This window comes from Alphaproteobacteria bacterium RIFCSPHIGHO2_01_FULL_41_14 (genome assembly GCA_001767855.1).
Classification (GTDB): Bacteria; Pseudomonadota; Alphaproteobacteria; order UBA7879; family UBA5542; genus 2-01-FULL-41-14.
This window is the reverse complement of the sequence record MEMF01000002.1, coordinates 366,695-382,764: the sequence shown is the minus strand read 5'-3', so window position 1 is coordinate 382,764 and position 16,070 is coordinate 366,695. Positions and strand designations below refer to the sequence as shown.

The following is a 16,070-nucleotide window of genomic DNA, read 5'->3' as shown; positions in this document are numbered from 1 at the left end:
AAATCTTTTCTCTCCGTTACGCTAATGAATAATAGGGAGTTAAATCATGATTGTATCACGTTTTTTTCTGAGTCTTATGTTCATTCTCGGCTGGATTGCCTTAGCGCCGTCCTGCTCTTTTGCCGCCAGCTCTAAGGTGCCGTGCCGTCTACGAAACAGCAATTATTGCAAAAATCCTGATATTTTCTTAAGAGACAAAAAAGATGGCTGCGCGAAACCCGATGGAAACTGCCGCCGTAAATTTTGCCAAGCCAATTGTCTCGGCGCCACCATTCCCGAAAAGGGAAGTGATCTTTATCGCCTGTGTCAGATAAATTGCGATAGCGGAGGGATAAATTTCGATACTGAAAAAGACAGCGGTTTTTCACGAGGAGAAAGAAAAACGTTCGATGAAAGATTCAATGACAGAACCCTCAGAAGAAAACGCGAAATAACTGCAGCCATAGCCAAACTTCTCAGCATGAAAATATGGTGTGAGGACCAGTGTGACTATGATGAGAATGCTCCAGAATCCTGCCAATTTAAAGGCCCGGCCTCTGACACGCGTTGGCCTTCTTGTGCCCAACAATGTTGGTTCATAAAGGATATCAAAGAACATGCAGAGCAGTGTGCTGCCCAATCTATGGCCACACCTATGCGTCCGGAGCCTGCCCCCAGAAGGCGGCCTCCATCTCCACCAAGACCAAGACCCAGGCCTCAAAACGTAGGATAAGTGTAAGTCAGAAGAAAAATTTAGGAACAGTTTTTGTTCCTTTTTCTTCTGACACTCCCCTCTCAAAGTTTTTCTTGACCTCTCCCAAAAGAGCATTGATACTTAAATGAACAGGAGGCCCATAACCATGCACAAACTATTTTTATCGTTCATTTTTCTTACATTGTCTTTTCTTTTGGGAGAAACGCAGGCCCGATCTTTGCCCTGCAAATTCCACAACAGTAACAACTGTATAGATCCGGTAAAATTTCAGGAAGAACTCGCCTCCGGCTGTGTCCGCCCTGCAGGAAATTGTCGGTACAAGTTTTGTAAAGCAAACTGTAGGGACGTCTCCCTCCCAGAGGTTCGCCCCCTCTGCAAGGCACAGTGTTTGAACACCAGGCTTCTTTCTCGTTTCAATATGGACCAAAGGCGCGCTTTGTATGCTGGTACTTTACCAACTGAAGGATTGACCCCAAGACAGGCCATCATAAATGTCACAAGAGCCCTTTCTGAAGAAATGTACGTTCTACAAGCAAAGAACAAAAAATGGAAGCCTTTCGGTCGTAAAACCAAAAACTCGAAGCTTTATGAAGACCTCACAGCCACACGTCGCACCCTTGCCGATACCCGTGACACGGATGATGAACGGAGAGAAGCAGAGCGCAAAGAACGCGAAGCTCGTGAGGAAGCAGATCGTATAAAATCTTTTTACAGAAACACCTACTTAGGAAAAACTTTCGAGAACGGTATAATCGTAAATTATATCGGGCAAGCAATCCGGTCAGAGGATAGAGGTACAGCCGTCGAGATAAAGGAAACTGCCCCTGGAAGCGATCCTCTCTCTGTAAAATATGTCATTATTCACCCCGATAAAGTTTACGGATTAAAAGTGGGAGATTATGTCGGGTTTGATAAAACGAGCCCTAATAAAGTTCTGCGTGTAACGGAAATCGGCCCGAGTAACTCTCGTCTTCTTGTGAAGTATAAAAGACTAGCCCCCCCCACAAAAAGTAGAAAATCCCACAGAAGCTCAAGATAAATTCTGCATCAGAAGGAAATCAAAAGAGCGGTTCTTGTTCTTCTTGAGCCGCTCTTTTTTCTGACACCCCTGCCTGTAATTTATTCTTGACTCCTCCCCCAAAGGGGGGTGATACTGAAAGTAACAGGAGGCCCATAACCATGAACAAATTGCTTTTATCCCTACTTGTTGTTACCTCGTCTTTTCTGATGAGCGAGACATATGCCCAATCCGTGCGCTGCAAATTCCATAACAGTAATATCTGCAAAGATCCGACAGCATTTCAGAGTGAATACAAGATGGGTTGTGCCAGCCCCTCGGGGAATTGTGTGTACAAGTTTTGTAAAGAAAACTGTCTGGGTCCCCGCTCGACGGCCGACAAGCAAACAGATGCTCTCTGTGCAAAACATTGTCTTGATTCTTCCCTTCTCGCTCGTTTTGACAGAAAAACAAGAGAAACTTTATACAAAAACTTTTATTTTGACCCAAATTCAGAAAAATATCTTGCTAATCTGAACCGCGCCCTTGTAAGAGAACGGCAGGTGCAAGAGGCAAAAAGAGGACGATGGAGCGCAAGATTTCGTCGCACCCCAAACACCGATCTTCTGAAGAAGCTAGAGAGAGAGAAGGCAAACCTTCAAGCACAAATGAGTGCGGCTCAAGCCGCTGGGGATCGGCGCTCTGCCGCTCACCTTAGTCGAGTCATCGCTGTTATTGAACAGAGAGAAAAGGCCATCCGTCAGAAACCTGCAGTGCCACCTAGATCTCCTAAGGTCATGAAGGCCATAGAGGCCGCCAGACTCAGCCGACGCCAGTCGTCTTTTGACCCTAGTCGTCTCCCTCCTCCTCCCGCTAGCTTCTTCGATGAGCCTGTTTCTGATGAGCCTCTGCCACCGCCGCCGCCTGCGGCTCCTCAACAGTCCTTTGCGCCGCCACCGCCACCGCCTCCGATGCCCCCAGCAGGGTGGAAGCCTTCACGGGTCTCCTCTGGAGGAGAACGGATTCCGCTAGCCCCTCCGATGCCCCAACAACCTTCTACACAAAGGGAAGGACTACCAGGAGCTCTTCAAGCCCAGATCCAGGCAGGAAAACAATTAAGACACAGAGAGCCTTCTCGGAATCCTCAAGGCGATTCTGGTCGCGGCGCTTTGTTGGCCGACATACAGAGAGGCAAAGGATTAAAGAAAGTGTCTCCAAGTGGTAGTCGTGCTCCATCGCCTGCTTCTGTTAATCCTCAGGAACGCGCTCTAGCTGGATCTCCTGTTCTAGCAGCAAAACTAGCAGAAAGACGCGCCGCTATGATGGAGGGCAATGAAGAGGATGATGATGAGGGCGATAACGAGGAGTGGCAATAACTTGACCCCTTATGAATCCTCTTTTTAAACAACGGCATAGCGGATACAGTTTTGATAAAACCAAACCCGTATCCGCTTTTGTTTTGAAAGACCTTCTGAATGCGGCCCGCTGGGCGCCCTCGTGTTACGGCGAAGAACCTTGGCGGTACATTATCTGTGAAAAGGACCATAAAAACGGGGCCTATGAAAAAGTGTTCCACGCACTCGCCAAACCCAATCAAGAGTGGGCGAAAAATGCCCCTCTTCTGATCATATCGGTGGCCGACTATACCTTTAGAAAAACAGGCAAAAACAACCGATGGGCGGCTCACGATACGGGCGCGGCTTCTGCTTATTTATGCCTGCAAGCCGCAGCGTCAGGCCTGATGGCCCACCAAATGGGCGGGTTTAATGGGCCAGAGCTTATTTTAGAGTTTGGGTTGCCAGACGATTGTATTCCCATGGCGGTGATTGCGGTAGGATACGAGGACTCTTCTGCCCCGCCCAAAGAACGCTCGCGCAACCCTTTCTCGTATAATTTTTACGAGGGTGCCTGGAAAAAGGGCATCAAAGATCCCCGGTAAGAAATCGAAGTTCCCCGACCTAGTGATCAATATTCCCTTGCCTTTTCGTAGGTTTGTTATTAATTTCATCTGAGACAAAAATTTTCTTGGGGTGTCGCCAAGCGGTAAGGCAGTGGTTTTTGGTACCACCATACGAGGGTTCGAATCCTTCCACCCCAGCCAATAACCAATCCATACGTGATCAGAAGCTGGTGTGCCCGAGAGGACTTGAACCTCCGACCCCAAAATTAGGAATTTTGTGCTCTATCCAACTGAGCTACGGGCACGATCTCTTTTATATAGATTCTCTGAGGTATAATGTAAATCTTTTCCTCTAGGCCCTCTCTTGACACCCCCCTCGTTATTCAGTAATGTTTTTGTTAAATTTGGATATTTTTCATCATGAACTTTGAAAAGTTAAAGGTCTTCTATTCTGTGGCTCGTCATAGTTCTGTTCCAAAAGGGGCAGAAGAGCTGAGTATTTCTGCTGACAGCGCTGAAAAATTAATTTCCACCTTGGAACAAGACCTCAAAACACTTTTGTTTAATCGCCGACAAGAATTATGGACGCTGACGTTGCAAGGGGAGCTGTTGTTCCGCAAAACACGCATTATTTTGTCTGAAATAGAATCCGCCCGAAACATTTTAGATGAAAACAGCAGAGACGATGTGTCGGGGCCTTTACGGGTGATCACTACCCCTAGCTTAGCTTCTTTGTGGATTTCCAGATATTTACCCGGATTTTTAGAAAAATATCCAGACGTACGGTTGTCCATCTCTCCCCTAAATCACACCCCCGATGTCACTCTTGGTGAAGCAGATGTGTTGATTCAACCCCTCATCTCCGATGGTCAGAATATCATCCAGCATTATATCATGACCTGGCATGTAGGTCTCTATGCCAGCCCCGATTATGTTAGAAAATTTGGTATACCCAAAACGACAGACGAGTTGGATAATCATCGATTGATTGCCATTACCACCGGTCAAGACAATGCTAAACCTTATAGGGAAGTGGACTGGTTCTTAACCATCGGAAAGCGGGCGGATGACCTCCCCCGAGAACCGTATCTCCGCATTCAATCCTCACAGCCTCTCATCGATTGTGTCCTGAGCGGAATCGGCATTGGATCTTTGTCAGAAGAACTTCCCATCATTAAGCAAGGACGTCTGGTTAGAATTCTGCCCGAACTTCCTGGCCCAGAAGTGGATATTTTCTTTATTTATCCCCAAATTTTGGCGAACTCAAAAAGAGTGATTGCCTTTAGAGATTATTTGATCGAAAAGGTGAACCAACAGAAGGCCACGAGAGAGCGGGTATTATTTATTCACTAAACCTTCCTCTTTTGATATTCTCTGGGCTTAAAAAACAAGTCTGAGTTCATTTTTCTGAGTCTCCAAAAATTTATTCTCCCTAAATAGAAAAATTATTATTTTTCTATTTGATTATTTTAAAATTAGGGTATAGATAGGAGGCGTATAACACGAAACATAGGAGAATAAAATGTCTCGAACAACAACACTGATGACTCCACCACAAGCTCTATCGTATACCCCGCCTCAAGCTTGGAACCCACCTCAGGCTTGGTAAGTTAGCCTGAGACAAAAAAACCTCTGGAGATTACACCTCTGGGGGTTTTTTAGTATTTGATTACCCCCTTTTTGCCTCGAAACGGTAGTTAATTTTTTTCTTGCGAGGGCCAATGAAGGCTAACGAAGGGGTGGAATACAGTAACTGCGACGCATATTGCCCCATCTTCTCTTCCGTTACAGCGTCGATCTTAGAAATCACTTCTTCTACCGTCCGCGGTCTTCCAAAAACAAGCACTTGCCGGGCCAGCGTGTTGGCCCAATAGGCTGTGCTTTCTTGCGCCATCAGAATCGAGGCCTTCACCTGGTTTTTAGAACGCTCCCCTTCTTCCGACGTTATATGGGAAGCGGTGTTTTCTATCTCTTGGAAGATGATCTCTATAATCTCTTCTGTTTTATCTTCGCTGGTGCCTGTATAGATACCAAAAAGCCCCGTCTCTTGGTACGACGACATGAAGGAAGAAATGCCATAAACAAGGCCTCGTTTTTCACGGATCTCTTGGAAGAGGCGCGACGACATCCCCCCTCCGAGGAGGGAAGAATAACAATGGGCCAGATAAAAATCAGGACTCTCTAAGGCCAACCCCTCAAACCCGAGAACGATATGCTGTTGCTCAAGTTTTTTAAAGGTATGGGCATATCCTCCTTTATAAGAAGCGCGCGGCAGGGGCGCCTCGGGTAAAGCCTGGAGTGTAAGAAAGGCGCGTTCCACCTGGGCCACAATCTCTTCATGCTGCAAATTCCCAGCGGCAGAAAAAACCATCCTCTGCGGCACATAGTATTGTGCCACAAAATCGTGGAGCATGTTTTGAGTTAGCCCATTCACTGTCATGCGTGACCCCAAGATAGGCCGCCCCAAAGGTTGATCAGGAAAAGAGACAGCCTGAAAATGGTCAAAGATCACGTCATCGGGCGTATCCTCCGTTTGGTCAATCTCTTGCAGCACTACTTTTCGTTCTTTTTCAATCTCTGCCGATAAAAACGTGGAGTTCTGCAGAATATCTGCCAAAATCTCGATCCCCAGTGCCGTATGTTCCTTGAGGAGGGACGCGTGGTAATAGGTAACCTCTTGGCTTGTGGCGGCATTTAAATCGCCGCCCACGGCCTCAATCTGCTGGACGATATCAAACGCTGATCGCGTGGTGGTTCCCTTAAAGGCCATATGCTCTAGAAAATGGGCAATACCATTGTTGGAGAGCGTCTCCCGTCTCGACCCCGCCCCCACCCAAACGCCCATGGAAATAGTCTCCACGTGTGGCATGCGACGGGTGACAATCCGAAATCCGTTGGGAAGGGTGGTGAGCTCTGTCAGCTCTTGACATGTATCTTCCGTACGCATGATCTTTCCTTTATTCTTTTTGGGGCATCAGAACCCAAGATTTGTTCTGATCAGATGATTCTGCCGCTTTGATCAAGGATAAAACCTGCTGTGCTTGAAGAGCAGACGACAAAGGCTCCTTTTGGGTACGGAGGCATTCCACAAAATGGGTTAATTCTTCCTTTAAGGGTTCTCCTGGTGTAAGAGCCATAGCTTCCCCCGCCTGTCGGGTCAAAAGCGGGGAGGCTATCTCGATCTGATTCGCATAAAAGATTAATTTTTCTGCCCATTCTTTTGTGTCGTCAAAGACAATAGATCCCTTTGTGCCGATGACCACCACTTTTTGTTCTTTAAAGGGATGCAGGCGAGAAAGCTCGATCTTGACCGACGGACCCTCTTCATAGGACAGAAGGATTGTTTGACTGTCTGGTTTCCCCTCATACACGTAACTTTCAGCCTGGGAAAAAACTTGGGTGGGCAGCGTCTTCGTGAGACTCAGAATCATGGAGAAGTCATGGGGGCCAAGGTCCCACAAAACGCCTTCATGAGCGTGGACTTTTCCGAAGTTTTTGCGACTTGTCTCGATCCGCAAAATTTTCCCTAATTTCCCCGCTCGCACCCCCGAAACTAAGTGTTGAAAGGCCTTGTGGTACACCAAAAGGTGCCCCGCCATGAGGGTTAGCCCGCGCTCATCCGCTATTTTTTTTAGAGACTTAATTTCTGTGTCTTTCACCGCCAAAGGTTTTTCGACTAAAACGCTTTTTCCCTTCTGTAAAGCTTGCTCAGCCAGAGAAAAATGGGTGGGAGTGGGCGTTGCAATGACCACCCCTTTAACGGCCTCTTTCTGAAGAGCGTCTTCTAAACTGAACACGGGCACATGAAGCTCGTCCGCCAGACGTATCGCGTGAGGAGATGGATCCACAATGCCGGCCAAGACATCCATTCTGGAGAGGGTTCTCGCAATATTTTTGCCCCAATCCCCGCAGCCGATTAAGATAAGGGACGGCTTATACAAAGTACTCATGAAGCTTACTGTAAAGATTGGTATTGGCGGTTTGTAAAAGGTAATTATTTAAAAGAACGAGCGCCAGCGTAATCAAAAGGACGATCCCTGCGCCTACCGTTGAGATACCGCTTTTAGGAAGATATTTTTTATGAGATTCTTTCTCTAAGAATTTAAAGTACAAAGCATTTCCAAACACTCCGAACATCAAGATCACGGGAAGTTTAATCAACCATAAAAGCATTTTCAAAGAGAAAAACAAGAAATCCTTATCGGAAAATTTTTCTAATAAATAGGTTTTGGTCTCAGGAGATAAGTTTTTATTGAGGAAATAAAACCCCACAAATCCTAAATTGGTGAGCACCACCAAAATCCCTAAGTAAAAAACGGCATACACGTACATCCGTCGATACACAAGCCACACCAATTCGATCCCAAAGAGGGCGGACAAAAAGCTTGTCCAATTCCAACTGGGGAACCACGTCTTGCCGGTGGTAAAGTGGTCGAAAATGCCCAAATAATAATGGGTTGAACGCCCCATATTCGAGGGAGTTTCTGTTGGCTCTTTAATTAACCGGAAGAATCTAGCTCTTTGTAATGTCACGGCTTATATCTCCTCTTGTCTTTCTCTTTTTCTACGACTCGATAAAAATGTATAAACGGCCGGGATCACAAAGAGGGTAAAGAGGGTTCCAATCATCATACCTCCTGCCACAACCCAGCCTATTTGACGACGGCTTTCTGCCCCCGCCCCGGTGGCAATCACCAGGGGTACCGCCCCTAATACCATGGCCGCAGTGGTCATGAGAATGGGCCTGAGACGCAGGAGTGCCGCCCGCGTCACGGCTTCCACAAGGGTGAGATTCTTTTCCTTATCCAAAATCTGATTAGAAAATTCCACAATAAGAATCCCATGTTTAGTGATCAGCCCAATTAAGGTAATGAGCCCAATTTGGCTATAAATATTAATGGATCCCCCCACAAGCTTTAAAGTAATCAAGGCCCCCGAAAGAGAGAGCGGAACGGTGAACATAATAATGAAGGGATCCACAAAGCTTTCAAATTGCGCCGCCATCACCAGATAGATAAAAATAAGAGCCAGGCCAAAGATCAGATAGATGGTGTACCGTGCTTCTAAGAATTTCTTTGTCTCTCCCGAAAATTCTGCTCGAATCCCCTCTGGTAAGATCTCCGCTGAAAGTTTTTCAAAGGTTTCCACCGCCTGACCCAAGCTGATCCCTGGCGCCAACTCGCCCGACAACGTCACTGAACGTAATTGGTTGTAGTGGTTGATTTGGATGGGAATGTTTTCCTTCTTTAAGGTCACGATGTTGGAGAGAGGCACCATGACTTCTCTGTCTCTAAATCGGCCCTTCACGAACATGTTGCTGAGATCATTGGGCGATCTTTTTTGATCTGTGGCCACAGAGGCGACTACGTCAAATTGCTCGCTGTCTTTTTTAAAGTCAGTGACTCGGCGCCCACTCACAAAGGTATCAAAGGTTTCTCCGATGGTGGCAACATCAACCCCTAGAAGACCCGCTTTATCGCGGTTGATTTCCACGATATATTCTTGCGTATCCTCGCCTCGGTCTGTGATGAGGTAAGGAATAATGCGCTCTTGTCTCAAGGCACGTTCTAAAATCTCGGACGCGGCATCTAATTCACTTTGGGATTTGGTGGTCTGCAACACAAATTGGATGGACTCTTCCGTCTTTCCCCCCCCACTCAGCAGTGTTCTTCCAGGAGACGCATAGGCATTGATCCCGGGAATAGCCCTTAATTTTGGTCGGATTTCCTCGATGATCTCAAGACTTGAACGCTTTCTATCTTTCCAATCTACCAAGAGAGTCCAAATCAGTGGGCTGGGTTGGACAATGGTGGAGAGTTGGCTGCTCAGTTCTGGGATTTCTTGGAGAATCCGTTCCATTTCTGCCACATACTGAGACATATATTGAATCGTTGCCCCTTGTGGAATCATCGCTCCTGCATTAATAAGCCCCTGATCTTCTTGCGGTGTGAGTTCGCTGGGCAAGAATTTGGCGCCAATTATCCCTCCCACCACAGAGAAACCAATGGCCGCACCGACCACCATTCCTTTGACAGACATGAGTTTACGCAAAAGAACCCCATACCCATTTTCCAGCTTCTGATAATACGGATCAAACCGATTCACTTCGAGCAGCGTGTTAAGTCTCCGCCTCTTTTTTCCCTCTTCCGGCAGTTTATGAGGCCTCAGAAGATGGGCACACATCATGGGAGACAGGGTAAGGGCCACAAATCCTGAAATGATCACAGACCCCGCAAGGGTCAACGCAAACTCGGTGAACATTTTCCCAATAACCCCCTGTGACAAGGCAATGGGTGCATAGACGGCCGCGAGCGTCAGCGTCATGGCAATAATGGCAAAGCTGATTTCCTTGCTGCCCTTAAAGGCAGCTTCGAGCGGAGAAAGTCCTTCTTCATCCATGTACCGATAAATATTCTCCATCATCACAATGGCGTCATCCACCACCAACCCAATGGCGAGAACAATGGCGAGGAGGGTTAACGTATTCAAGCTAAACCCAAAGATATAAAGAAGCGTAAAGGTGGAAATCACACAGATGGGGATGGTAACCAGTGGCACCAAAGACGCCCGAAACGACCACAAGAAAAGAAGGATGATCACCAGAACAAATCCTGTGGCTTCAAAGAACGTCTTATACACTTCTTTCAACGATTGATCAATGTAGATAGTTTTGTCGTAAGCAATGGCCAGCTTAAAGTCTTTGGGCAAGTTCTGTTTGACGGCAGGAAGCAACGCATCCAATTCCTCGGCAATCTGCAAGGGATTGGCAATGGATTTTTTAATTAATCCAATGGAAATAGCCGGCTTCCCATTGAACCGAGCCAAGCTCCGATCTTCGGCGGGAGAAAAATCCACGCGAGCCACATCTTCCAATTTCACCAAATAGTCTTTTTCTCTGTGGAGGATGACGTTCTTAAATTCTTTGATGCTTTTTAGGTTCGCCGCCGTGGTCACCATCACTTCGCGGTTGTCTCCCACCAAGCGCCCCGCTGGAATGTGCACGTTTTGCTGCCTTAAAGCCGCGGACACTTCATGGGTCGTGACATTGTAGGCCGCCATCTTGACCGGATCGAGCCAGATATGAACCATATTGCCGTTGGAACCGAAAAGTTCTATGGCGGCCACTCCCCCAATGGATTCAAATTCATTTTCTAGATAATGGTGGGCATAGTCATATAATTCAGCTGTCCCTATCTCTGGATTATCACTGGAAAGAGCCAAGTAAATAATGGCCGCCGCATCCGCATCTGATTTTTTAATCAAAGAGTCTCGCGCCCCTTCTGGCAAGCGCATCCGCACGCGGCCAATTTTCTCACGCACATCACTAGCGGCGGCATCGATATCTCGATCAGGTTTAAAGTTCAAGTTAATGCGGCTATTTTCAGACTCACTAATGGAGGTGATAAATTCCACCCCTTCGATACCCGCTAAAGCAGACTCAAGCGGTTTCGTGATACGGGATTCTACGATCTGGGGACTCGCTCCTTCATAGGTGGTGGTGACGCTGATGATAGGGCGTTCCACTTGGGGAAATTGACGAAGCTGCAAATAGGTATAGCTCACCGCCCCCACAATGACCATCAATAAGGTCATCACGATGGAAAGGACGGGTCGACGAATACAAAGTTCAGACAGATTCACGGGATTCTTCTCTTAAAATCTTTTTAAAACGTACGGAGGAACAGCCATCACTGGCCATTTGTCTTGGATCTTCATTTGGCCCGCCACAATGACCGTTTGACCCGGCTCAAGACCAGACAAAATTTCTACTTTTTCCCCATTTCTGCCCCCGGTTTTCACCACAGTATAGCGCGCTTTCCCCTCTTCCACACGATAAACGTACTCTTGATTTCCACGGCTTTCCACGGCAGATTCTGGAACCATAATGACATCTTCATGTGAACTCACTAAAAACTTCACTTTTCCAAAGAGACCTGGTTTAAAGAGCTCTTCTTTATTCGAGAGCTGAGCCTTCACCCGAACGCTATGTCCCATGGGGTCAATGTTGGTATCAATGGCATCAATGGTCGCCTCAAACACGTTATTGGGGAACCCATCAATCTCAACTTGAACAATCTTGCCGATGGATACTTTATCAATCATGTTCTCGGCAATACGGAACTCGATACTCATGGGATCCATTTCATCCAGCGTTACCAGATCTTCTCCTGGCCGTACATACGCACCGGGACTAATGGTCCTAAACCCAATGACCCCCGTAAAAGGGGCACGAATGGTTGTTTTTCTCATCTGACTGGTCGCTCGATCCAAATCGGCTTGGGCCATGGCAAGCTGGGCAAACGCTTCTTCTTTTTCCCTTAAGGTTCCTGATCTTTTTTCATATAAAATTTCGGCTCGATTGTACTTACCCTGCCAGAGGTCTACTTTGGCTTTGGCTTCTCTTTTCATGGCCTTATAAACACTGTCTTCCAGCGTCACCAAAATATCCCCCTGAGAGACAGGATCCCCGCTTTTAAAACGAACTTCCTTGATTTTACCCTCTACCTCAGGACGCACAATGATGGATTCATTCGCTTTGAGCGTTCCAACCACCGAGGTAAAAGTTTCAAAGGTGCCCAGTTCAACGGGCAAGGCTTCTACGATGGATTGGGGAATATCTCTTTTCTTTGCTTCTTCCGGATGTCTCATCTTGGTCCAATAGAACCATCCCCCAAAAGAAAGGCCCCCAATGATTAATACTGTTTGAAAAACCAAAATGCCCCGAAGCGTTCCCTCTTTCAAAGAAGGCATTTTTGTCTGCGACAAAGAGAACATGGACATCTTCAAAACCGGCGCCTTAAAATGCACGGGTGACTTCTTGCTTTTTATACTTTTAAGAAGCTCTGAGGCCCTTTGCTTCTGTTCGTTTAGAAAAGAGACAACCTTGTTAATGTAATTCTTCATAAGAAACGCTCGTAACCCTTCTTTTATACTATACCCAAACTGAAAAATAAGGTTAACTAAAATAACTCTTAATCTTATAATAAATATTACCTTATTCTTCAATCTCTTTATCTAAAAACTGCAGTGCTGCCAAATTCTTATAGATTTTTGATGTTTTCAAAAGCTCTCGATGAGTGCCTGAAGCTGCAACTTTCCCCTTCTCTAACACAAAGATTCTCTCCGCCTTTTGAACAGTGGTGAGTCTGTGCGCGATGACAAGGGTGGTTCTGTGCACCACCAAGCGCTCTACTGCCTGCTGCACAAAGGCCTCTTGCTGCGCATCCAGAGAAGAGGTTGCCTCATCTAATAACAAAATGGGAGCATTTTTTAACAGAGTCCTCGCAATGGAAAGGCGTTGTCTTTGCCCTCCTGACAAAGACACACCGCGTTGACCAATGTAAGACTCAAATTTTTTGGGCAGACGATTCACAAATTCACTCACCCGGGCCATGCGAGACACCTCAAGAATTTGCGCACGCGAGGGCGACTTTGTGCCATAGGCAATATTATCGTAAACACTGCCGGAGAAAACCATACACTCTTGCGACACCAATCCCATTTGATTTCTAAGGTGAAGGAGTGGAATCGTTCGAATATCTTGTCCCCCCACCAGAATTTCCCCTGCCACAGGATCATAAAACCGCATCAGCAGCTCAAAAATGGTTGTCTTTCCGGATCCGGACGGGCCTACAAAGGCAATGGTTTGTCCGTAAGGAATGTCAAAACTGACGTTTTTCAAGACTGGCAAGTGGGGTCGACCGGGATAGAAAAAGGACACATTTTTAAATGAGATATGAAATTCCGCGGCTTTCTTTTTCAAGGGTTTTGGAAGATCCACCAAGGGAGTGAGTGACTTTACTTCCCACAAATAAATCAGCCTTTTTGTGGAGCGAATAGCCCGCTGAATGTCACCCCAGTACTCACTCATAGCCCCTAAGGACCCTGCAATGGCCAAAGAATAAAAACAAAAAACGGTTAGCTCTCCACTCGTCATAACACCAGAAATAACATCTATCCCTCCCACCCAAACCGAAAGCCCGATGGTCCCAAACCCAACAATCACCACCCCTAAGGCCAACAAAGATCTTATTTTTGCCTGACGCTGCACATAGATGGTGCCCTTGTTCAATGCCCTATTAAATTTTTCTTCTTCTAAGGCTTCTTGACTGAACGCTTGAACGGTTTTAATGGAGGACAAAACTTCCTCTGCCTGCACGCTGAGAATATCCAATCCCTCCTGCTGTTTCTTGCGATTAAACCGGATGAGCTGATTGGAGATAAACAAGGGAATCACCACCAATGGAAAAGAAGTGGTGACGATCAGAGCAAGCTTTAAATTACTACAGTATAACAAAACAATGCCCCCTATGGCGATGATCAGGTTTCGGATGATCAAAGGAACCGCATTGGTGGCAAAAGTTTGAATGGCCCCCGTATCATGCACCAAGCGCGACAACAGATCCCCCGCCATATGTTGTTCGTAAAAATTGGCATCCAGATAGATCAGTTTTTTAAACAACGACCGACGCAAGCTGACCGCTATCTTTTCCCCCAACTGCGCCACAAAATACAGCCTCCCATAGCTGGAAAGGCCTAAAAGGAGAACAAAAAAACTTAATAGAATCACAGAACTGGTGAGCTGCTCGGTTGATTGAAATCCTTTGTCAATCAAGCGTCGCAATCCATACCCCAACCACAACACACTGAGGCTACTGAAGATGATAAATAAAAGAGAGCTTAAGAGATAAACCCAATGAGGCCGAACGTAAGGCAAAAGCCTAAACAAAGACCGATAATGGGATTCTTGTTCCTTTTTAAAAAGAAGCTTAAACAGTTTATGTTTTTTAATACCCACGTAACATCAATGCTTTGTTTTTTCCATCTCACGAACGGTTTGCTCATACATTATTTCAAAATTGACCGGATTCAGAAGAAGAGGTGGCAATCCTCCTTCGCGGGTCAGATTAGAGACAATACTTCTGGCAAAGGGGAACAGCAAAGACGGTGCCTCAATAAGCAAAAGTCGCTTTCTTTGTTCATCGTCGTGATCGGCTGCTTCTGCAACGCGGAAAATGCCCGCGTAGGAGAGCTCGATTAAAAACATGTTGTGATCATTTTGTTTTGCTTGAATATTCAACACCAACGCCACTTCATACACATGCTCCCCCACAGGCGTCACATCCACATGAATATTGATGTCTAAATTTGGCCCCGCCGCTGGATCTGGTATTTCTCGCAAAATACCAGGATTCTCAAAAGACAAATCTTTAATATAATTGGCATTATTAACCAAAAGAGGCATCACTTCTTGATCTTTATTTTTCATTTTTTGGGTTTTATTAGTCTGTTTCTTTTGGGGCATCACTCTAAACTCCTTTGATATTTATATATAGCTGGCTCCTTATAAACTGAATACATCGCCACATCGTCTCTTGCGTCAAGTGAACTACGCGTCGCTCCTCGTTCCTCGTCTCATTTTAAAGTATCTTAGCTATAGTACAGATTTCTTCCTTCTTTGGAAAGAGCAGGATAGATTATTTCTCAATAAATTCAACTCTTTTTCAACATACTCATAATAAAATGCGAGGGAATATGGTCCATAGTTTTTCCCCCAAAATCGGAGGCCTTAACAAGGCATAAATTTTTTGTGAGAGGATGTAGCTTCTCTGCCTTTGTGGGGCCAAAAAGAGAGATCATTTGAGTGTCTGACAAACTCAGCAAATGAGCAACACCAGAATCATTCACAATAACTTTTTCTAAGAAAAACCCCATAGCTGCCGTGTAAAGCGGATTGGAAAGAAAGCTCGGATTCTCTTGTAAAGGGAAAAGAGCCCCTGGTACCTTTGATCTCAATTCTGTGTACCATTCTTGTTCTGCAGGACCCAAAATAAACACAGGAATTTTGCCACTCTCCCTCACACAATGCGCCACCTCCATAAACCGATCGAGCGGCCAACATTTTTTCCGATTACCCGCCCCCGGTGCAAACCCAATATATATTTTTCCTTTGGGAAAATAAAAGCGCAGTTTTTTCTTTTGATCTTCTAGGGCGATGAGAGAGGTCTTTTCCAACACACTCTTTTTACCAGTAGTTATCTCTAACAAACGAAGGAGTTGATAGGAGAGATGAGTCCCATATTTTTGAGACTTCTTAGGTTTTGCCTCCGAAAAGAAAAATCCACTTGTGCGAGAGATAAACGTTTTATGGGGCACCTTTTTAAGTGCCAGCGTTGTTTTAAGGTCGCGCTGTGTATCAATGATGAGATCAAAGAATTGATCCTTCAAGGGAGAGGATCGCACAAGCTCACCCCAGGTTCTTCCCAAAGGGATTTCTAAAATCTCATCAAGATAGGAATGAATGAGGGGGGCAAGGAAAGAACGATACACACTCTTCCCACCGCCAGCACACCAGATCATATGGGCCTTGGGAAAGGCTTTTCTGAGCGCGCCCACAAAGGGAAGTTTGAGAATGCCGTCCCCCAACAAATCTTCATAGACATAAACAAGAATTCTTTGGGGAGGAGTCGTCATTCTAA

13 protein-coding genes and 2 tRNA genes are annotated in these 16,070 nt (G+C 46.0%); 6 read left to right on the top strand and 9 right to left on the bottom strand.

The window, feature by feature from the left end; all coding sequences use genetic code 11:
- Positions 1-46 precede the first annotated feature (46 nt).
- The 5 genes from A2621_01880 (at position 47) to A2621_01860 (ending at position 3,792) form a co-directional block, all read left to right on the top strand.
- On the top strand, positions 47-712 hold the full coding sequence (locus tag A2621_01880; GenBank protein OFW89639.1) for a hypothetical protein: 666 nt from the start codon (positions 47-49) through the stop codon (positions 710-712).
- A 127-nt stretch (positions 713-839) separates the two neighbouring features.
- Positions 840-1,733 (top strand): hypothetical protein, encoded by an 894-nt coding sequence (locus tag A2621_01875; protein ID OFW89638.1) that lies wholly within the window; start codon positions 840-842, stop codon positions 1,731-1,733.
- Between the two features lie 140 nt (positions 1,734-1,873).
- Positions 1,874-3,067 (top strand): hypothetical protein, encoded by a 1,194-nt coding sequence (locus A2621_01870; GenBank protein ID OFW89637.1) that lies wholly within the window; start codon positions 1,874-1,876, stop codon positions 3,065-3,067.
- 11 nt (positions 3,068-3,078) lie between these two features.
- Positions 3,079-3,630 carry a hypothetical protein gene (locus tag A2621_01865; GenBank protein ID OFW89636.1) on the top strand — a complete coding sequence of 184 codons (552 nt, stop codon included), beginning with the start codon at positions 3,079-3,081 and terminating at the stop codon, positions 3,628-3,630.
- Positions 3,631-3,717: 87 nt separating this feature from the next.
- Positions 3,718-3,792: transfer RNA gene (locus tag A2621_01860), tRNA-Gln, on the top strand.
- 27 nt (positions 3,793-3,819) lie between these two features.
- Here A2621_01860 and A2621_01855 read toward each other — a convergent pair.
- A tRNA-Arg gene (locus tag A2621_01855) sits at positions 3,820-3,896 on the bottom strand.
- A 115-nt stretch (positions 3,897-4,011) separates the two neighbouring features.
- On the opposite strand from A2621_01855, the gene A2621_01850 reads away from it, so the two are divergent.
- Positions 4,012-4,944: a hypothetical protein gene (locus tag A2621_01850; protein OFW89635.1), complete on the top strand. Its 933-nt coding sequence runs from the start codon at positions 4,012-4,014 to the stop codon at positions 4,942-4,944.
- A 316-nt stretch (positions 4,945-5,260) separates the two neighbouring features.
- Here the strand turns inward: A2621_01850 and A2621_01845 are convergent, their stop codons facing one another.
- The 8 genes from A2621_01845 to A2621_01810 all read right to left on the bottom strand — a co-directional run bounded on the left by A2621_01845 (position 5,261) and on the right by A2621_01810 (position 16,065).
- Positions 5,261-6,538, bottom strand: a complete 1,278-nt coding sequence (locus A2621_01845) for a hypothetical protein (GenBank protein OFW89634.1) — start codon at positions 6,536-6,538, stop codon at positions 5,261-5,263.
- A gap of 10 nt (positions 6,539-6,548) precedes the next feature.
- Positions 6,549-7,541, bottom strand: a complete 993-nt coding sequence (locus tag A2621_01840) for a hypothetical protein (protein ID OFW89633.1) — start codon at positions 7,539-7,541, stop codon at positions 6,549-6,551.
- A complete protein-coding gene (locus A2621_01835) occupies positions 7,525-8,061 on the bottom strand; it encodes a hypothetical protein (protein ID OFW89632.1) in 537 nt (178 codons plus the stop codon). The genes A2621_01840 and A2621_01835 overlap by 17 nt, the downstream gene beginning before the upstream one ends.
- A gap of 66 nt (positions 8,062-8,127) precedes the next feature.
- The gene (locus A2621_01830; GenBank protein OFW89631.1) at positions 8,128-11,232 is read right to left on the bottom strand and encodes a hypothetical protein; all 3,105 of its coding nucleotides are present in this window, start codon (positions 11,230-11,232) and stop codon (positions 8,128-8,130) included.
- A 12-nt stretch (positions 11,233-11,244) separates the two neighbouring features.
- Entirely contained in the window at positions 11,245-12,495 is a 1,251-nt protein-coding gene (locus A2621_01825; GenBank protein ID OFW89630.1) for a hypothetical protein, read from the bottom strand.
- A 91-nt stretch (positions 12,496-12,586) separates the two neighbouring features.
- Complete coding sequence (locus A2621_01820; GenBank protein OFW89629.1) at positions 12,587-14,389, bottom strand: hypothetical protein; 1,803 nt, start codon at positions 14,387-14,389, stop codon at positions 12,587-12,589.
- A 6-nt stretch (positions 14,390-14,395) separates the two neighbouring features.
- Positions 14,396-14,860, bottom strand: a complete 465-nt coding sequence (locus A2621_01815; protein ID OFW90114.1) for a protein-export chaperone SecB — start codon at positions 14,858-14,860, stop codon at positions 14,396-14,398.
- 224 nt (positions 14,861-15,084) lie between these two features.
- Positions 15,085-16,065, bottom strand: a complete 981-nt coding sequence (locus A2621_01810; protein ID OFW89628.1) for a hypothetical protein — start codon at positions 16,063-16,065, stop codon at positions 15,085-15,087.
- Between the last annotated feature and the right edge of the window lie 5 nt (positions 16,066-16,070).